This window comes from Candidatus Accumulibacter sp. ACC003 (genome assembly GCF_907163085.1).
Classification (GTDB): domain Bacteria; phylum Pseudomonadota; class Gammaproteobacteria; order Burkholderiales; family Rhodocyclaceae; genus Accumulibacter.
In genome coordinates this window covers 198,484-215,102 of sequence record NZ_CAJQTX010000009.1, presented here as the reverse complement: position 1 = coordinate 215,102, position 16,619 = coordinate 198,484, and the positions used below count along the sequence as shown (strand labels likewise).

The window sequence follows — 16,619 nt, the reverse complement described above, 5'->3', positions numbered from 1 at the left end:
TCAATGTGCTGCAGCAGCCAGCCCGAAGTCAACAGCTAACAGCTTGCCGTCGCTTTTTCGCTGTGGCGAAAAGCGAAGGTCGATCGGGGTGCCCGGCAACAAGTGCCGGCCATCGGCGACGTGCTGGACGACGACGCGTAGAATGCCCTGGTGATCCCGCCCAAAGACGGTGGCTAAATAACTCACGACGCGAATGGATTCGAGTAAATGACATTTCCGATGATCGGCCTGCAGAGCAGCCGCTTGCCACTGGCCGTGCAAAACGTCTGCCTGGCCCCGGCGTGGGGAGCCTGAGGTGATGGCTCGCGTTCGCCACGGCGTGTGTTTCGCTATCGCTTGCGCCTTGCTTTCGGGATGCGTCAGGTTTCCCGCGAGTCCTGCCGAAGGCGCGATTTTCGTTCCATCACCGAACCACAACGCGCGTCGGCCGGATTTCGTGATCCTCCACCACACCACGAACAGCAACGCCGAGCAGGCGCTCAAGACGCTTACCGACCCGGCCCGTGGCGTCAGCTCGCATTATCTGGTCGGCCGCGACGGCACGCTCTACCAACTGGTTGATGAAGAAAGGCGCGCCTGGCACGCGGGGGCGTCGTACTGGGGCGGTAACACCGATCTGAACTCGGCGTCTATTGGCATCGAACTCGACAACACGGGCAGCGAACCCTACCCGGAAGCACAGATCGTCGTCCTCCTCGATCTGTTGCGGGGCCTAAAAGAGCGCTACCGCATCCCGGCGAGCAATTTCCTCGGGCACGGCGATGTGGCGCCGGGTCGAAAAGTCGATCCGGGCCGACTCTTCCCCTGGCAACGTCTGGCGAACGAGGGCTTTGGCTTGTGGTGCAAGGAAGTAGCGTTTGCGCCGCTAGCCGCTTCCTTCGATTCTCAGGTTGCCCTGCAGGGCATCGGTTACGATGTCTCGGACCCTGCCGCCGCCCTGGCGGCATTTCGTCGGCATTTCATCGGCAGCGATAGCGAGGGAGACGCCAGCGACGAGGAACGGCAACTGCTGCAGTGCTTGCTGATCGCCAAGCGCCAGGAAGCCGGATCATGAACCGATGCCACGGACACTGCGGGCGCCACGGCCGCTACGGGCACTACATCGCCGCCTTGTTGCTGGCTGCCTGGCTGACGATTGGCCTGGCCGCTGCGGCCGAGGGCAGCCCCTGGGCGCTGCTCACGGCTCCCAGCGATGGCCCCGGCGAAGTCATCGGATCGGTCTCCAATGGCTGCATCGCAGGAGCGCAAGCGCTGCCAGCCGAGGGCGAGGGCTACGTCAGCATCCGCCGCTACCGCAATCGCTTTTACGGTCATGGCGAGCTGTTGCGCCTGGTCTCGGAGCTCGCCCGCGGTCAGGCCAGGCGCGGCCACGGCCTGGTGATGGTCGGTGATCTGAGCCAACCCAGGGGCGGCCTGATGTCGAGTTCGCACCGCAGCCACCAGAATGGACTGGATGTCGACATCTGGTTCCAACTCGCCGCCTCCGCGGAGGCTGCCAACCGCGATACGGCAAACCAGGCCGATCCACCCAGCATGGTCAGCGCGGACGGTGAGAGCTTGAGCGCCCTTTGGGGCGATGACCAGCAGGCCCTGCTCAAGGCCGCAGCCGACGACCCGAGGGTGGACCGCATTTTCGTCAATCCGGTCATCAAGCGCGGCCTGTGCGCAAGCGAAGGCGAGCACGCATGGCTGCGCAAGCTCCGTCCCTGGTTTGGCCACGATGCCCACTTTCACGTCCGTTTGCGCTGCCCCGGGGACAGCCGCCAGTGCGATCAGCAGGCGGCCCTCCCGGCCGGTGACGGCTGCGGCAAGGATCTGGACTGGTGGTTCAGTGACGAGGCCCGCCAGCCGCTCAAACGCTCGGTCCCCCGGGCAGAGCCCGTGCTGCCCGCAGCTTGCCGGGCGCTGCTGTCGATCAACTGAGCGGCAACCCGGCAGCGAAGTTCGTTCCTCCGAGTGGGCCGGCGGCGCTGGCGAGCCTGTGAGCGGCAGGTGAGCGAAGTCCGGGTCGGGGCCGCGATCATCGAGATCGTCGGGGTCATCGACGAGCGGCTATGCGAATGTGAGCTGCCGTGGCCGTGGCGCCCAGTTGGCAAGGCCGCAGCGCTTGAAATGGGGCAATTGGCGGACACTTCAATGCCGTTTGCCAAGCGCCAGGCCGATAAGCCAGGTGCTCGTCTCGCTGTCGAGTTTCTTTACACGTGTCGCCAGGTGGCGGCGCGTCGGTCGGATGGTAGCCCATAAAACAAGCATTAAATAATACAATTAATGGGCATGTGTGATTTTTGGCACGAATCGTGCTTTTTTCTTGTGTTTGGTTTTATCGTCGTTCGGGAATTTCCCTTTCAACGCTTGCATACATTTGGAGAACTGCACATGAAGCACAAGAATCGACTTCTGGCCGCGCTCGTGGCCTCGATCGGCCTCGCCGCAGCTTCGGCGGCCAACGCCGGAGCACTCTGGGAATTCGCCTCTGCCGGCAACAGCTTTACCAATGGTAGCTGGGACTTCGCAGCATCGTTCCAGGTAAATACAGACGTTTCGGCGACAGGTTTGGGCTATTACGCGGACCCCAGCACGGGCTCGGTAGACGCCAACGCAGTGGCCTTGTACCAGTGCGACAACGCCGACTGTACCGGCACCGGCGCCCTGCTGGCCTCGGTGGTCGTTGACAATAGCTACCCGCTGACTGGCCACTTCCGCTATGTGACCATCAGTCCCGTCTTGCTGCTGGCAGGCAATTCGTATCAGGTCGCCGGTGTCAGCAGTGGCGACAACTACACGTGGAACGATCCTGGCTTTGCCACTGATCCGGCGATCACCCTGATCGCTCTCGGCGGCCAGGTTGGCCGGTGGCAAGCGGGCGGCACGCCTGACTTCCTGAACTTCGGCCGAAACGATATCGTTGGCCTGGATGGATTCTGGGGGCCAAACGTCTTTGTTGGCGTACCGACCTTTACCGAAACTCCTGAGCCCGCTTCGCTGGCCCTGCTTGGCCTCGGTCTGGTTGGTCTTGCTGCGGCGCGCCGCAGGCAGCACAAGGCTTAATCGCCGCTTCGCTGCTCAAGAAGACAACGGCGGCCACGGTCGCCGTTGTTCATTGTGTGCACGGTTGTTCGCTCGCGCTGCCGATTGCCGCGGCCACGGCCAGCGGCCGCTTTGCAAGCAGAGGGCGGTTTCAACTTTGGCAGTTGAAGGCCTCGGTGTACGCCTGACGCATCACCACGATGCGGCGCTTGTGCGGGTCTTGATCTTCGGCCAGGCACGGTGCAGCCGGCCTTCATTCTTTCTCCGGCTGCACCGTGACGCCGCCGCGAAGCCCGCCGGAAGTCTGGGGGCTGCTCCATTGCGTTGGCTGCTCCATAATTCCGGACTTTGCGGTAAAGGAGGATCGCATGAGCTCTAGCGCTTGCGTCGACGCGCTGATCGCCTTCTATGAAAGCCTCAGCCCGGCCAGCGTCGCGCGCTTTCCCGAGTTCTACGCCGCCGATGCTTTCTTCAAGGATCCGTTCAACGAGGTCCGCGGCGTCGCGCCGATCGAGCGCATCTTCACGCACATGTTCCAGCAGGTCGCGGATGCGCGCTTCGTCGTCGTCGAACGGCTGCTCGCCGACAACGGCGCCATGCTGGTCTGGGAAATGCATTTCCGGGAGCGGCGCGGCCAGGGTCAGGCACGGACGATCCACGGCGTTTCGCATCTCAGGTTCGACGCCCAGGACAAGGTCGTCTGGCATCGTGATTACTGGGACGCCGCCGCCGAGCTCTACGAGACGCTGCCCGGCATCGGCTGGCTGATGCGCTTCCTGAAAAGGAAGCTGGCGGCCTGAGCCGGTCGGCGACGGCAAATGCAGCCGGAACTTCGTCAGCTGTCGAACTTCAGACCGACCAGCTGCCACGCATCGTTGAAGCCGTCACCGACGCCCATGCCGATCTGCCGGGCCGTGACGCGGATCTCGTGCAGCTCGTCGAGAAAGGCTTGGCGCTTGTCTTCGGGCAGGCTCATGACAACCTTCAGCGCCTGTTCGAACATTCGTATCAGCGCGTCGAAATAGCCCTCGTCGTTGACGCCGACTTCGGTGCTGAAGCCGACCGCGTGCCGGCAGTAGAAGATCATCAGATCGGCGAGTCCCTCGGCGTCGCCGACGTCGTGCTGGTAGTCGGCAATTGGTTTTTGGGCGTTGGCCACCGAGTAGTTCTGGTTCTTGAACACGTCGGGCCACAGCCAGCGATCGATGATTGTCTTGTAGGGCTTCAGGGCGTCGCCACCAAGCCCGAAACGGGCGTGCAGGAAGGTTTGATTGTCCTTGCTCGCGGCGTACAAGTCCTGCACCAGGCCGAGCAGGTCGGCACGGTCGAAATCCTTCAGCGTCGCCTTGACGTCGGTCCACGTCGGTGCTTTTTTTCGGGCCACCATGGTCGTTTGCTCCTCTTGTTGGCAGAGCGCGGTGCCTTGCTGCGGCGGTATGGCTTCGGCCGGAGCCGCAGCGCCTCACCACATAGTAGCCGGTTTTTTTGGTGGGGTTTAGCCTGGTCCACCGCCGTCGGCGGGTGAGCGCGGTTCGCCTGTACGCCGAGAGCAGAGGGCCTGCGCACGACGCCGGTCATCGATTGGGCGCTGGCGCGCGCTCAGACGAGATGCGACGAAACGCCCTGGCGGCTGTTGAGCGGCTGCCGACGCGTCGACGCTGCCGGCGGCTACTGAATACCCACCTGGCGCTGCTCGAGTCGCACGTAAGCGGTGATCTGGGCGACGTCGTCGGCCGTCAGGCCGGGCACCGGCGGCATGTCGCCGAACTGCCAGTGGTGCGCGCGCGAACCGTTTTTTACCGCCAGCTGGAAAGCAGCGTCGCCGTGGTGCGAGGGCTCGTAGATCTTGCTCAGCATCGGCGGCCCCTTGTCGCTGCCTTGAAGTTTGGCACCGTGGCAGGAAGCGCAGTTCTTGTCGAACAGGGTCTTGCCCGCCGCCGGGTTTGGCATCAGCCCCGGGCTTGGCGTTGGCACCTGCAGGTTTTGCGCGGTAGCCGGCACGCTGATCGCCGCGCCGACCAGCAGCAGCGCGATCAGGCACAGCTGCAGGCGGCGCGTCTGATGGCCGGCGGCGAGCGCCAGCGATCCTTCAAAAAGCTTGTTCACTTACGTTTTTCCTCCGTGTCGGTGATCGCTGCCAGCGCCCGGCGGTGGCGCCGAGCAGCACGAATGCGGTTTCGTCCTGGCGTGCGCGGCGGCGTTGGCGTCGCGCCAGTCTCGAAAGCTGGCAAGCAGTCTGGCAAGAACTCTGGCAAGGACTGGTTTGAGCCCGGAAGTCATTGACCTTGGCACGCTCTATTTTGCTTGGCTACCGTGCATTCCCGGCATCATCGGCATCGCTTGCCGGCCGTGCATGCCCATCGCGCCCTGGCCGCCGGCCATCGGACAGCCGCTGCCGCCCATGTCTTGCATCATCGTCTGCATGTCGGCCATTTGCGCGCTCATCATCGACAGACGTGCGTCGCCTTCAGTCTGCTCTATGGCATGCATACGTGCCTGCATGGTCTGCATCCGTGCTTGCATTTGCTCGTGCGTCAGGCTCCCAGGAGCCGTTGCCGCGGCTTGCGCCTTGCTGGTGGCGGCCTTGGTGCTGCCTTTTTCGGCAGCCAGAACGGCGACCGGCACGGTCAGTGAGGCGGCCAGGGCAAGCATCAGTAGTCTTCCCGTATACATCTTCATGTGGGTTCTTCCTTTCGTTGGTGAGGGGATGTCGCTGGCGCTGCACGACAACGACCAGTATCCACGATCGACAGCGACGGCGAACTGACCGACGAGTGACATTTCTGTCATCTACGCTCTCAGTGGCTCGCCGCCAGCGGTGTAAAGCGCGCCTGTTCGGCCGCCTTGCCGGCCAGGGTGATCGACACGACGACCTTCATGTCGGGTGTCGACGCGTATTTGGCGCTGCCTTTCATGCGATTGTCGCCGTCGGGTGTCAGCGTCGCAGTGGTCTTGTTCTTGCCGGCGAGGATCGTTGCCGTACCGGTCGCGCCGGCCGTGGCGACCTTGGCGCCGGCGTGGTCGGTGACATGGACGACGAGCGCGCTGTCCCTGGCCTCCTTGCCGTCGCCGGCGACCACCAATTCGAAGTGGTAAGGCCCGGCCTGGCGCAGCTGGCCGCCGTTGGGGGCCTTCTGGGTATCAAGATGCTCGTCGGAGTGGGCCAGCAAGGGCTGGCTGGCGAGCATGCAGGCGCTGGTCGCAGCGGCGAGAATCAAGGTCTTGATCTGGTGCATGGGAAACTCCTTGTCGGTGCAATGGGCTCAGTGCGGTTCAGAAGTGGTTTAGAAGCGGTTCAGAAACTTTCACTGTCATGGGCAGCGAGCAGACGTTCCAGCGCCGGCTTGCCCCACATCCAGAACATCAGCGGTGTCAGCAGGCTGTCGAGCAGCGTCGAACTGATCAGCCCGCCGAAGATGACCACCGCCACCGGGTGCAGCACCTCCTTGCCCGGGGCATCGGCCGAGAGCAGCAGCGGCAGCAGCGCGAAAGCCGCCACCAGCGCGGTCATCAGCACCGGCGTCAAGCGCTCCAGCGAACCGCGAACGATCATGTGCTGGCCGAAGGTCTCGCCCTCGAAGGCGCAAAGGTTGATGTAGTGACTGATCTTGAGGATGCCGTTGCGCGTGGCGATGCCGGTCAGGGTAATGAAGCCGACGAGTGCGGCGACCGACAGCGCTTGCCCGGAAATCCACAGCGCGATGACGCTGCCGACCAGCGCCAGCGGGATGTTGCCCATGATGATCAGCGTCAGTGCGGTCGACCGGTAGCGGCTGTAGAGGACCATGAAGATCATCGTCAGCGAGATCGTGGCGAGGACGCTGATCAGTCGCGCGGCCTCTTCCTGCGCCTGGAACTGGCCTTCCAGCGCGGTGAAATAGCCGTCGGGCAGCGGTTTGGCGGCGAGTTCGCTGCGGATGTCGGCGATCACCTGCGACATGTCGCGACCGTCGGTGTTCGCCGAAAGGACGATCCGGCGCCGTGAATTCTCGCGGCTGACCTGGTTCGGGCCGTCGCTTTCCTCGACGGCGGCGACTTTCGACAGCGGTACGTGGCCGCTCGGTGTTTCGATCAGCAGGTCGGCCAGCGCCTGCGGCCCGCGCGCGCTTTCCGGCAGGCGCACCAGCAGGTCGAAGCGGCGGTTGCCCTCGACGATCTCGGTGATCCGCTCACCCTCGATCATTTGTTGGAGGCCGCGCAGGAGGTTGCCGGGAGCGACGCCGTAGAGCGCCGCCTTCTCGTAGTCGAGGTGGATTTTTATTTGCGGGATCAGCACCTGCTTCTCGATCTGCAGGTCGGTGACGCCGGCAATCTGCGTCAGCCGCCTGCGCAACTCGGCGGCCAGGCCGCGCAGCGTGTCGAGGTCGTCGCCGTAGATCTTCAGTGCGATCTGCGCACGCACTCCCGAGAGCAGGTGATCGAGGCGGTGCGAGATCGGCTGTCCGACGTTCGACGCCGCCGGCAGCGTGGCTAGACGCTGCCGGATGTCGGCGATGATTTCGGCCCGGCCGCGATCGGAAGCCTTGAGGTCGACGTCCATCTCGGTGTAGTGCACGCCCTCGGCGTGTTCGTCGAGTTCGGCGCGGCCGGTACGTCGGCCGACCTTGGTGACCTCGGGAACGCCGGCCACCAGTTGCTCGGCGAGCGTGCCGATGCGGTTCGATTCGCTCAGCGAGGTGCCCGGGTTGAGCAGCACATTGACGGTCAGCGTGCCTTCGTTGAAAGGCGGCAGAAAGGAGCGCGGGAAGAACGGCACGCTCGCCGCAACGAGCAGCACCAGCAGCAGTGCGCCGAGCAGCAGGCCGCGGGCGCGCGCGAAGGACCAGTGCAGGAGGCGCGCGTCGGCACGCTTGAGCCAGATCACCAGCGGGCTGTCGCCGGCGTGCAGTTGCTTCATCCGCGGCAAGAGGTAATAGGCCATCACCGGCGTCAGCGTCACCGAGACGATCATGCTGGCCAGGATCGAGACGATGTAGGCGACGCCGAGCGGCGTGAACAAGCGTCCCTCGATTCCCGGCAGGACGAACAGCGGCACGAACACCAGGACGATGATCACCGTCGCGTAGACGATCGCCGAACGCACTTCCAGCGTCGCGGCGGCGATCACCTCGATCACCGGCCGTGGCGTGCTGGCGACGCGGTTGAGCTTGAGGCGGCGCAGGACGTTCTCGACGCCGACGACGGCGTCGTCGACCAGCTCGCCGATGGCAATCGCCAGACCGCCGAGCGTCATGGTGTTGATCGACAGGCCGAAGTAGCGAAAGACCAGCGCCGTCGCCAATAGCGATACCGGGATGGCCATCAGCGAGATGATCGTCGTGCGCACGTTGAGCAGGAACAGGAAGAGGATTACCGCGACGAGGATCGCGCCATCGCGCAGCGCCTCCGCGACGTTGTTCACCGAGTGCTCGATAAAGTCCGCCTGCTTGAAGAGAAACGACGGCGCTTCGATTCCTTCGGGCAGGCTCCTGGCGAGCTCGGCGATGGCTTTCTCGACTTCGCGGGTGAGCGACACGCTGTCGGCGGCCGGCTGCTTCTGCACCGACAGAATCACCGCCGGCTTGCCCTGGAAGCTGCCGTCGCCGCGTTTGATCGCTGGCGCCAGCTTGACGTCGGCCAGCTGCTTGAGGACGATCGACTGGCCGTTGCGGACGCTCACCACCAGGTTCTGCAAATCCTCGATTCGGGAGCTGCGGCCGATCTGGCGGATCAGGTATTCGCGGCCCTGCACTTCAAGAAAGCCACCGCTGGTGTTGGCGCCAAAATCACGCAGCGCGGCTTCCAGTTTCTCGCGCTCGACGCCCAGCGCCTGCAGCTGTGCGGGGCGCAGTTCGACGCGGTACTGGCGCACTTCGCCGCCGATCGGGATCACCTGCGCGACGCCGGGGATGGTCAACAGGCGTGGCCGCATCACCCAGTCGGCGTACTCGCGAACGGTCATCGGGCTGACCCTGGCGGGGTCGGCGGGGATGGCGATCAGCAGGATCTCGCCCATGATCGACGAGATCGGCCCGAGCTGCGGAACGATCCCCGGCGGCAGCTGATCGCGCACCAGATTCAGGCGCTCGGCGATCTGCTGCCGGTTGCGGTAGATGTCCGATCCCCACTCGAATTCGACATAAATGATCGACAGGCCGATGCCGGAGACCGAGCGCACGCGCGTCACCCCCGGCATGCCGTTCATCCCCGATTCGATCGGCAAGGTCACCAGCTGCTCGACCTCCTCCGGCGCCATGCCGCCGGCCTCGGTGATCAGCGTCACGGTCGGTTTGTTGAGGTCGGGAAAGACATCGACCGGCATCTGGCGCAGCGTCATCGCGCCGTAGATGATCAGCAACAGCGAGACGCCGAGGACGATCAGCCGCTGCTTGAGGCTGGCGCGGATAATCAGTTCGAACATCTCAGCGGACCTGCGATAACAGGCCGGCGCCCTCGACGACGACGCGATCGCCGTCGTGCAGGCCGTCGACAATCGCCACGCTGTTGGCGTCGAGCGACTGCGGCTGCACGCGGCGGGCGACAAAGCGTTCGGCGTCGGTATGCACCCAGACCGCGCTCTCGCCGGCACCGATGCGGGTCAGCGCCGAACGCGGCACAGCGGCGCCCTTGATCTCGTGCGCGGTGCGAACGATCACCTTGAGCGGTTGCCCGACGGCGACCAGCGAATTCGGCGTGACGATCCGGAACAGCAGCGGCAGCGCCTGTTCGCGCATCTGTCGGCCGCCACCGACGAAAGCGAGTTCCAGCGCTCCTTGCTCGGACAGCGCGCTCGCCGAAATCAGCGTCGCGCCGATGCCCGCCTGGTAGGCCAGCGCCTCGACCGCCAGGCGTGACGGGTCGATGATCTCGAAGAGGACTTCCCTGGCATCGACGACCTGACCGGCGACCAGACGGCTGGCGCTGATGACGCCCGTGACCGGTGCGCGCAAAGGCTCGGCGCGATCGATGCTGGCGCTGGTCGCGGCCAGGCGTTTGCGCAGAGCGCTGCGTTCGATGCGCGCCGCTTCGATTTCCTTGTGCGCCACCGCGCCTTCGAGCTCATCGAGCCGGCGTACGCGCGCGTCGGCAATCGCCAACTGTCCCGCCAACTCGGCTTGTTGTTCTTTCTGGTTGCCGCGTTCGATGGCGCTGCTGACCGGGCGCAGGTAGGCCACGATCTCGCCCCGGGTGACTTTTCGGCCGGCGAAGGGCATGCCTTTGGGACCGGCTTCGATACTGCCGGCGAAGGTCGCCTGCACGCGACCGCCGGTCTCCGGGTCGGCGATGACCTGGCCGTTGAGTTCGATCGTCGCCGACAGCGGACCGATGACGACCTGTTGGCTGCGCACGCCGATCTGGCGCTGCAGCGGCTTGGGAACGAACAGGCTGCCGTCGGGCAGGCGCTGCGGCGACGTGCTGTGGCGCACGCTCGCCGTGGCGCCTGCCTTTGCCGCGCTGGCCGGCGCTGCTTTGGCGGCTTCCTGGCTGTGATCCTCGTCGCCGTGCGCCAGCGCTGTACTGGCCAGGCAGGCCAGCGTCGTGGCAGCGAGAATGCGGCGGAAGTTCATGGTCGGTAGCCTCGCGGAGATCATCGGTGTTGGCGGCGGCGCCGGAGAACGAGCAGGGCGGCGCCGGCGAGCAGCAGCGCGGCAGCCAGCAGCCATACCGTCCACTCGCTCCAGTCGTGGCTGTGCGCCGCCGCGCTACTGGCCGGCTGCGACGTATCGAGCAGTAGCGACAGCAGATCGGCGTTGTCGCTGGTCTCGATGCTGATCGTCAGCGGATGTCTGGCCGCCGGAAGCTCGGCGGCGAGGGCAATGACGTAGGTGCCGGGTGAGGTTTCGCTGGCGACGCCCTGCACAGCGGCCAGGTCACCCGCGACCTCGACCTTGGCAGCGCTCACCGGCTCATTGCTGGCGAAGCGATCGACGTAGATCAGCAGTTTCTGTTCTTCGAGCGCGGCAACGACTTCGAAGTCGGCGGTGGCGGCGCTCGCCCGTGGCGCGACGCTCTGGCTGAGCGCTGGTGGCGGCGCGCCGTGATCTTCGCCGCCGTGGCCAAAGGCCGAAACGGCGATCACCAGCAAGGCGGTGGCCAGAAGCGGCTTCATGACAGCACTCTCACGGCAGCACTCCCAGGGTCTGATTGAGGCGCGAAATGGCCGCCGCGCGGGCGATCCGCTGGCGACCGAGGAAAGTGTCGGCGTCGTAGGAGGCGGCGCGGATTCGCAGCAGCGTCGCCAGGTCGGCTTCGCCCAGGGCAAAGCTCTTTTCGGCCAGGCGCAGGCTGTCGGCGCTCAGCGTGCGCCGCTGTTCGGCGAGCGCGTACTGCCGTTCGGCGGCGTGCAAGGCTTGTCGGGCGCGCGCGGCGTCGAGCTCGATGCGGTTCTCGACACGCTGCATTTCAGCGTCGCTGTAGTCGGCCTCGGCCTGCGCCGCCGAGCTTTCGCGGCGCACCAGAGCACCCGAAGAAAAGGGGATTTTCAGTCGGATACCGACGCTGTCCGAATACGATTCGCTGAAGTCGGCGCGCTCGCGAAGGGCGATCAAGCTTACTTCCGGCGCGGCGCGGCGCGACTCTTCGGCGACCTTGACCTTGGCGCGGGCGCTACGCGAGGCGGCCGCGGCAGCGCTCAGTTGTGGGTGCGTCGCCGGCAACAAGCGACTCGCGCCAGCAGCATCTGGCGTCGCCGGCTGTTCGGCGCTGATCGACGACGGCGCCGGTGCCCCGGTGAGTGCGCGAAAGGCGTGCTCGGCCTGCAGCAGCGCGCTGTCGGCGTCGATCGACTCGGCTTCGGCGGCCTGCGTTTCCATTTGTGCCAGATTGGCGTCGATCCGCGACAGATCGCCGGCCTGGTAGCGACGCTGCACTTCGCTGGCCAGGGCGCGCGCGGTCTGCAGGCGCCGCGCTGCCAGGCCGACGGTATTGCGCGCGGCGGCCAGCGTCCACCACGCCTCGCGCAACTCGCCGGCGAGCTCGAGGCGCAGCGCGGCGCGCCTGGCGCCTACTTCATCAAGACGGCTCTCGGCCTCGGCTTGGCGCGCCGCCTTCTGTCCCGGCAGCCACAGGTAGGTGTTCAGCTCGATTGCGACCTCGCGTTTGCCGCGATTGCTGTTCAGCTGGTCGTTGAGCGCGCCGACGCTGAGCGACCCCGGCTCGGGCGTCAGACCGGCAGCGAGCTCCTGTGCCGCGTGTGCTTCGCTGTCGCGGGAGTCCAGCGACTTCGCCTGTGGATTGCGCAGCCACGCCTGTTTCAGCCAGAACGCCAGGCTGCCTTCCTGCGCCTGCACAGGAGCGGCCAGTCCAGGCAGGCTCAGCAGCACGCCGACCAGGCAAGCAGCCAGCCGCAGTGGCCAGCGCACAGCAGTCATGGCAGCGCTCGGAAAGTGCGGCTATTCATCGACTGCTGCCCTTCAATGCTTGGCAAAAACGCGGCTCGAACCCTTGCTGTCGACCAGCAAGCTGTCGTAGGGCACCGGGCTGCCGCCCATCCCGGGCGAGCTGGCCGGCATCCCGGGCACCGCGAGCCCGAGGGCCTGCGGCTTCTCCTTGAGCAAGCGCTTGATATCGGCGGCCGGCACGTGACCCTCGATGACGTAGCCCTTGACCGTCGCCGTATGGCACGAGCCAAATTTCTCGGGCATGCCGAGCTTCGCGCGCTTGGCCGACACGTCTTCGATGTCGTGGGTGCTGACCGCGAAACCGTTGTCGCGCAGATGCTCGACCCAGCCGCCACAGCAACTGCACGAGGCGCTCTTGAAAACCTCGACGCGCGGCGGGGCGTCCTGGGCGAACGCCTGGGCGGCCGCGACGACGACAAGCGCGAGGAGGAGTCGAAATGGTTTCATGGCAGCTTTCTGATCCGGGAGGTTTGGTGAACGGGCAGGAGAAGTCTGGTGGCGCATTCTGCAGAATGTGCTCGCACAGCAGGCTGACGCCCGCATTACATTCGTGTAATCGTTGGCGAGCGGCAGCTGTTGTCGACTCGTGCCTGCTTGCCGGGCAGCTTTTCCAGGCAGGCCCCGAAGACCAGCCAGAATTCCCCGGCACGCAGCGCCGCCGCCGGCCCTTGCTCGACTTCGCACATCTCGGCTCGTCTTTGCGGCAGGCATGGCCGTCATATAGCGGCCAGGGCGACACGCTGACAAGTCGCTCAGACTCGTGCCGCTGGCGAGCTCGAGCGTATCGGGTCGCCGGTCAGGAGGAGAAAGCTGGCTGTGGCGAACGGCCGCGCTGACGCTTCGGCGGTTCAGCGAAACTCGAAGGCTTCCTGGTGGAAGGCGTCCGCGGTGAGGCCGTGAGCGCTCAGCCCGTCACGCATGGCGATGCCAAAACGCGTCGGACCGCAGAACCAGACGCTGGCTTCGGCCCACGCCGGTACGTCGGCGATCAGCTGCTCGACGCTGAGGCTTTTGCCGCGACTGCTGTCGAGCACGTGCAGGCGAACGCCGGCGGTGTCCGCGACGGCGGCCAGACGGGCGACGATCTCGGGATCGGCCTGGCGCGTGCAGTAGAACAGGTCTACCGGGTCTGCCGCGGCCACCGACGGCTGGCTGCTGCGCTCTGCGGCGAGCGCTTCGAGACGTGCGACAAAGGGCGTCAGGCCGATGCCGCCGGCGATCCACATCTGGCGTCGCTGCGCGGCGACGAAGTCGAAGCGGCCGTAGGGGCCTTCGACGATCAGCGGGTCGCCGACCTGCAGTCGGCTCGGCAAGCGGCGCGTGTAGTCGCCCAGACTCTTGATGCCGAACCTGACGTGGCCGTCGCCAAGCCAGGCCGAGGCGATGGTAAATGGGTGCGCGCCCTCGCGGGTGTCGAAGGTGACCAGCGCGAACTGGCCGCTGTGGTGGCCTTTCCAGCCCTTGTCCAGTCGTCCATGCACTTCGAGGACGCCCAGGCCGATCGGGCGGACTTCGGTAATCTCGCCTTGCGTGCGGCGGCGTGCGCCTAGCCAGCCGGCGAGCGAGAGAACGGCGGCGACCGCGCCGCCGGTCATCAGCAGCACCGCCAGGGGTCCGGCGACGCCGGCCCAGAACGCCCTTGGCATGAATACCAGCGCGTGCGCGGCGACCATCAGGAAGACGATCGGCATCAGTCGGTGGAGGCGCGCAAACTGCCGGTAGGGAATTCGCTGCAGCAAGGCCACCGCGACCAGCGCGAGCACCACATACAGGCCCCATTCGCCGAAGTCCTTGGCCAGCGGGTGCCAGGAGTCGAAAAGCGGCAGCGACAGACTCTTGGCGTTTTCGGGTTTTTCGAGGACGCCGCTGCGGCGCAGCTCCTTGGCGCCGAGCTTGATCGCGTAGTGGGTAGCAGCCAGGCCGACAGCGAGCAGCGCCACCTGCCGGTGCACCCGGTACAGCCGGTCGAGACCGCCGAGCAGCGCTTCCAGCCGTGGCCCGCGCAGCGCCAGGAGCATGGTCACCGACATCATCGTCGCCGACAGATAGCCGCTGCCGTGCAGCAGCGCCAGATACCACGCCCAGGGGCGCTCGGCTGAGGCGGTGAAGAGTACGGTCAGCGGCTGGCTGCTGACCCAGGCGGCGGTCAATGCCGCCAGCAGGATGTATACGAAACGATGCATGAGTGCGACCGGCGAAGGCGGAGCAGGAGTCCGAGGAGCGTGCCGCGGTGCGCCTCGAAAGCTTCAGTGTCTCGCATTGTAGCGATGCCCGATGGCAAAGGCGACGCGCTGTACGCAGCCAAAGCTAGCCACCTCGGGAGCCTGCACGCTGCGCACCTGGTACGTGTTTCGCAAGATTCGCCCACTTCGCACGACGATTGCCTGGCGCGCCCCCTTGACGGCGTCCTGGGTTAGGATCGCTTGATGAGCGATGCCAACACCCCATCAGTGCACGCCGCCGCCGAAGCGCCCGAACTCGAGGTGGTCATCGAGGTGCCGCGTGGCAGCTTTCTGAAACGCGGCTCGATCGGTCGCATCGACTTCATTTCGCCTTTTCCATGTCCGTTCAACTACGGCTCGGTTCCGAACTATCTTGGGCTGGAAGGCGATCTGCTCGATGCCCTGGTTCTCGGGCCGCGACTGCCCGTCGGTACGCGCATACGCGTCAAGGCCTGGGGCGCGGTGACGCAAACCGATCGCGGCATGGTAGACGACAAACTGGTGTGCTCTGCGCAGCCGCCGACGGCGGCGCAAAAAGCATTCGTCCTGCGCTTCTTCCGCTTCTACGCCCGCTGCAAGGGCTTGCTCAACCTGCTCCGCGGCCGACCGGGGCGCAACGGCTGCGACGGCTGGTGTTCAGCCGCGCAAGCCATCGCCCGGGCGCGACCGCGGCAGGAGGCGTGGTCGGGGCCGGCAGTCGACTACTGAGCCTCGGCAGCCGGCACGGCACGGGGGCGATTGGCTGTCTCGTCGAGGTCGATAGCCCCTGGTCGTTGCTTTGCCGTGCCTGCAGGGGTTCATGGCGGTGCCCGGCCGGCGCCGCGCCAATCGTCCGGGCTTGTTCGTTGAGCTCGAGTAAGCGAACGGACAAACAGCAAGCGTTCATGAAGCAGCCGCAGCAGATGCCGGGGGCGGTGCTATGGAAGCTTGTTTCTCCAGGCGTTCGACGGCTGCATCAAGGCATGCCCACTGTGGCGCACTACTCGCCCAGGTATTCATCACCGGACGCACTGACGAGGGATCATCGAAATTGCCGGCACGAATGACGGTGAACTGCGGGCGCGCAGACGAATTGCCAAAGAGGTGCGAACCACATCGGGGACAGAATCGTCGGCTGATTTTGTTGCCACTGTCTGCGGTGCTTGTGAATTCACTTAGCTCACCCGAGATTTCGAGTGCGTCTGTTGCCACCAATGCATTGACGGTACCGTTGGCAGCCAGGTGCTGGCAATCCCGGCACCAACAAACACGGGTGGTGATTGGCTCAGCTGCAAGATGAAAACTAACAGCTCCGCAGAGGCAGTGCCCATTTCGCTCAGTCATGTTTGGCTCCCGATCTTGAAAGTAAATTGTGCCGCTTAAGGAATAGTGTTTAGGTGCCGCCACAAAAGCAAGTGTTTTTGGACGTAGCGCAGACATGTCGCCGATGCCCCGATGCCGGGTCGGCCTGAACGAATCGTCAGGCTTCTCCCGGCTTACGGCTTGTCTTGCCACTCGATTATCTGATTGAGATCGAGGGAGAAGCCGCGCAAATGTTCCCTGTTGATTTCAACGGCGGCTGCCGGCTCACCATTCAATTTCCAGGTGTGGTTGCCACTTTGTGATTTCAGGTACTCGACTGTGACCTTGTTGCCTGAGGGCCAGGTGAGGATGTAGGCAAAGTTGCCATTTATCTCGGTCGCCTGCATCTGGCATCTCCCCGACAGCGACAGGTTCGTGCTGAAATTTTCGTAGTCGCATGAGTAGGTCTCCCATTTTGGCTGCGTTGCAGGTTTTGTCGCGTGCGCACAAATTGCAGTGGCGAAAATTGCCAGGCCGAAAGCAACTCGATTTCTCAAGAGGAGTACTCCTTTTTTTATTTTGATGAAAGAGCTCGGCCCACGTTCCGGCGATACTCTTCTTGGCATGTTAGTGGCGGCGTCGATCCGCAGAAATCTTGCGGCAACAAATGGCGGTGGAATTTGGCGGCGAGGCGAGGTGCGTTGCCAAT

Annotated in this window: 20 protein-coding genes; 6 read left to right on the top strand and 14 right to left on the bottom strand. The window is 64.9% G+C overall.

Going from position 1 to position 16,619, the window contains the following annotated elements:
- Positions 1-261, bottom strand: a complete 261-nt coding sequence (locus QZ656_RS19440; RefSeq protein WP_291994933.1) for a hypothetical protein — start codon at positions 259-261, stop codon at positions 1-3.
- A 37-nt stretch (positions 262-298) separates the two neighbouring features.
- On the opposite strand from QZ656_RS19440, the gene QZ656_RS19435 reads away from it, so the two are divergent.
- The 4 genes from QZ656_RS19435 to QZ656_RS19420 all read left to right on the top strand — a co-directional run bounded on the left by QZ656_RS19435 (position 299) and on the right by QZ656_RS19420 (position 3,827).
- On the top strand, positions 299-1,054 hold the full coding sequence (locus tag QZ656_RS19435) for an N-acetylmuramoyl-L-alanine amidase (protein WP_291994932.1): 756 nt from the start codon (positions 299-301) through the stop codon (positions 1,052-1,054).
- Positions 1,051-1,923 carry a penicillin-insensitive murein endopeptidase gene (gene mepA / locus QZ656_RS19430; protein ID WP_291994931.1) on the top strand — a complete coding sequence of 291 codons (873 nt, stop codon included), beginning with the start codon at positions 1,051-1,053 and terminating at the stop codon, positions 1,921-1,923. Before QZ656_RS19435 ends, mepA begins: the two co-directional genes overlap by 4 nt.
- 351 nt (positions 1,924-2,274) lie before the next feature.
- The gene (locus tag QZ656_RS19425; RefSeq protein ID WP_291994930.1) at positions 2,275-3,048 is read left to right on the top strand and encodes a PEP-CTERM sorting domain-containing protein; all 774 of its coding nucleotides are present in this window, start codon (positions 2,275-2,277) and stop codon (positions 3,046-3,048) included.
- A 347-nt stretch (positions 3,049-3,395) separates the two neighbouring features.
- Positions 3,396-3,827: a nuclear transport factor 2 family protein gene (locus QZ656_RS19420; protein ID WP_291994929.1), complete on the top strand. Its 432-nt coding sequence runs from the start codon at positions 3,396-3,398 to the stop codon at positions 3,825-3,827.
- A gap of 35 nt (positions 3,828-3,862) precedes the next feature.
- Here QZ656_RS19420 and QZ656_RS19415 read toward each other — a convergent pair whose 3' ends face one another.
- From QZ656_RS19415 to QZ656_RS19365, 11 genes are all read right to left on the bottom strand, one after another.
- Positions 3,863-4,414, bottom strand: a complete 552-nt coding sequence (locus QZ656_RS19415; protein WP_291994928.1) for a hypothetical protein — start codon at positions 4,412-4,414, stop codon at positions 3,863-3,865.
- Between the two features lie 281 nt (positions 4,415-4,695).
- Positions 4,696-5,133: a cytochrome c gene (locus QZ656_RS19410; protein ID WP_291994927.1), complete on the bottom strand. Its 438-nt coding sequence runs from the start codon at positions 5,131-5,133 to the stop codon at positions 4,696-4,698.
- A gap of 189 nt (positions 5,134-5,322) precedes the next feature.
- Positions 5,323-5,706: a hypothetical protein gene (locus tag QZ656_RS19405; RefSeq protein WP_291994926.1), complete on the bottom strand. Its 384-nt coding sequence runs from the start codon at positions 5,704-5,706 to the stop codon at positions 5,323-5,325.
- A gap of 119 nt (positions 5,707-5,825) precedes the next feature.
- Entirely contained in the window at positions 5,826-6,263 is a 438-nt protein-coding gene (locus QZ656_RS19400) for a hypothetical protein (RefSeq protein WP_291994925.1), read from the bottom strand.
- A 59-nt stretch (positions 6,264-6,322) separates the two neighbouring features.
- Positions 6,323-9,427: an efflux RND transporter permease subunit gene (locus QZ656_RS19395; RefSeq protein ID WP_291994924.1), complete on the bottom strand. Its 3,105-nt coding sequence runs from the start codon at positions 9,425-9,427 to the stop codon at positions 6,323-6,325.
- Between the two features lies 1 nt (position 9,428).
- Entirely contained in the window at positions 9,429-10,574 is a 1,146-nt protein-coding gene (locus tag QZ656_RS19390; protein ID WP_291994923.1) for an HlyD family efflux transporter periplasmic adaptor subunit, read from the bottom strand.
- Between the two features lie 20 nt (positions 10,575-10,594).
- Positions 10,595-11,116, bottom strand: a complete 522-nt coding sequence (locus QZ656_RS19385) for an LPXTG cell wall anchor domain-containing protein (RefSeq protein WP_291994922.1) — start codon at positions 11,114-11,116, stop codon at positions 10,595-10,597.
- Positions 11,117-11,126: 10 nt separating this feature from the next.
- Positions 11,127-12,377, bottom strand: coding sequence for a TolC family protein (locus QZ656_RS19380; RefSeq protein WP_291994921.1), 1,251 nt, complete (start codon positions 12,375-12,377; stop codon positions 11,127-11,129).
- Between the two features lie 42 nt (positions 12,378-12,419).
- Positions 12,420-12,854: a DUF411 domain-containing protein gene (locus QZ656_RS19375; RefSeq protein WP_291994920.1), complete on the bottom strand. Its 435-nt coding sequence runs from the start codon at positions 12,852-12,854 to the stop codon at positions 12,420-12,422.
- A 95-nt stretch (positions 12,855-12,949) separates the two neighbouring features.
- Positions 12,950-13,093: a hypothetical protein gene (locus QZ656_RS19370; protein WP_291994919.1), complete on the bottom strand. Its 144-nt coding sequence runs from the start codon at positions 13,091-13,093 to the stop codon at positions 12,950-12,952.
- A 162-nt stretch (positions 13,094-13,255) separates the two neighbouring features.
- Positions 13,256-14,590 (bottom strand): ferric reductase-like transmembrane domain-containing protein, encoded by a 1,335-nt coding sequence (locus QZ656_RS19365; protein ID WP_291994918.1) that lies wholly within the window; start codon positions 14,588-14,590, stop codon positions 13,256-13,258.
- A gap of 66 nt (positions 14,591-14,656) precedes the next feature.
- Between QZ656_RS19365 and QZ656_RS19360 the strand changes: the two genes are divergently transcribed.
- Both QZ656_RS19360 and QZ656_RS19355 read left to right on the top strand, forming a co-directional pair.
- On the top strand, positions 14,657-14,824 hold the full coding sequence (locus QZ656_RS19360; RefSeq protein ID WP_291994917.1) for a hypothetical protein: 168 nt from the start codon (positions 14,657-14,659) through the stop codon (positions 14,822-14,824).
- 9 nt (positions 14,825-14,833) lie between these two features.
- The gene (locus QZ656_RS19355) at positions 14,834-15,337 is read left to right on the top strand and encodes an inorganic diphosphatase (protein ID WP_291994916.1); all 504 of its coding nucleotides are present in this window, start codon (positions 14,834-14,836) and stop codon (positions 15,335-15,337) included.
- A 174-nt stretch (positions 15,338-15,511) separates the two neighbouring features.
- Here QZ656_RS19355 and QZ656_RS19350 read toward each other — a convergent pair whose 3' ends face one another.
- Both QZ656_RS19350 and QZ656_RS19345 read right to left on the bottom strand, forming a co-directional pair.
- Positions 15,512-15,952, bottom strand: coding sequence for a GFA family protein (locus QZ656_RS19350; protein ID WP_291995260.1), 441 nt, complete (start codon positions 15,950-15,952; stop codon positions 15,512-15,514).
- A 152-nt stretch (positions 15,953-16,104) separates the two neighbouring features.
- Positions 16,105-16,467 carry a hypothetical protein gene (locus tag QZ656_RS19345; protein ID WP_291994915.1) on the bottom strand — a complete coding sequence of 121 codons (363 nt, stop codon included), beginning with the start codon at positions 16,465-16,467 and terminating at the stop codon, positions 16,105-16,107.
- Positions 16,468-16,619 lie beyond the last annotated feature (152 nt).

Excerpts from the sequence above, each read along its gene's own strand:
- QZ656_RS19435 (WP_291994932.1), top strand. The coding sequence starts at position 299 with ATGGCTCGCGTTCGCCACGGCGTGTGTTTCGCTATCGCTTGCGCCTTG.
- mepA (WP_291994931.1), top strand. The coding sequence starts at position 1,051 with ATGAACCGATGCCACGGACACTGCGGGCGCCACGGCCGCTACGGGCAC.
- QZ656_RS19425 (WP_291994930.1), top strand. The coding sequence starts at position 2,275 with ATGTGTGATTTTTGGCACGAATCGTGCTTTTTTCTTGTGTTTGGTTTT.
- QZ656_RS19420 (WP_291994929.1), top strand. The coding sequence starts at position 3,396 with ATGAGCTCTAGCGCTTGCGTCGACGCGCTGATCGCCTTCTATGAAAGC.
- QZ656_RS19415 (WP_291994928.1), bottom strand. The coding sequence starts at position 4,414 with ATGGTGGCCCGAAAAAAAGCACCGACGTGGACCGACGTCAAGGCGACG.
- QZ656_RS19405 (WP_291994926.1), bottom strand. The coding sequence starts at position 5,706 with ATGAAGATGTATACGGGAAGACTACTGATGCTTGCCCTGGCCGCCTCA.
- QZ656_RS19400 (WP_291994925.1), bottom strand. The coding sequence starts at position 6,263 with ATGCACCAGATCAAGACCTTGATTCTCGCCGCTGCGACCAGCGCCTGC.
- QZ656_RS19395 (WP_291994924.1), bottom strand. The coding sequence starts at position 9,427 with ATGTTCGAACTGATTATCCGCGCCAGCCTCAAGCAGCGGCTGATCGTC.
- QZ656_RS19390 (WP_291994923.1), bottom strand. The coding sequence starts at position 10,574 with ATGAACTTCCGCCGCATTCTCGCTGCCACGACGCTGGCCTGCCTGGCC.
- QZ656_RS19385 (WP_291994922.1), bottom strand. The coding sequence starts at position 11,116 with ATGAAGCCGCTTCTGGCCACCGCCTTGCTGGTGATCGCCGTTTCGGCC.
- QZ656_RS19380 (WP_291994921.1), bottom strand. The coding sequence starts at position 12,377 with ATGACTGCTGTGCGCTGGCCACTGCGGCTGGCTGCTTGCCTGGTCGGC.
- QZ656_RS19375 (WP_291994920.1), bottom strand. The coding sequence starts at position 12,854 with ATGAAACCATTTCGACTCCTCCTCGCGCTTGTCGTCGTCGCGGCCGCC.
- QZ656_RS19370 (WP_291994919.1), bottom strand. The coding sequence starts at position 13,093 with ATGTGCGAAGTCGAGCAAGGGCCGGCGGCGGCGCTGCGTGCCGGGGAA.
- QZ656_RS19365 (WP_291994918.1), bottom strand. The coding sequence starts at position 14,590 with ATGCATCGTTTCGTATACATCCTGCTGGCGGCATTGACCGCCGCCTGG.
- QZ656_RS19355 (WP_291994916.1), top strand. The coding sequence starts at position 14,834 with ATGAGCGATGCCAACACCCCATCAGTGCACGCCGCCGCCGAAGCGCCC.
- QZ656_RS19350 (WP_291995260.1), bottom strand. The coding sequence starts at position 15,952 with ATGACTGAGCGAAATGGGCACTGCCTCTGCGGAGCTGTTAGTTTTCAT.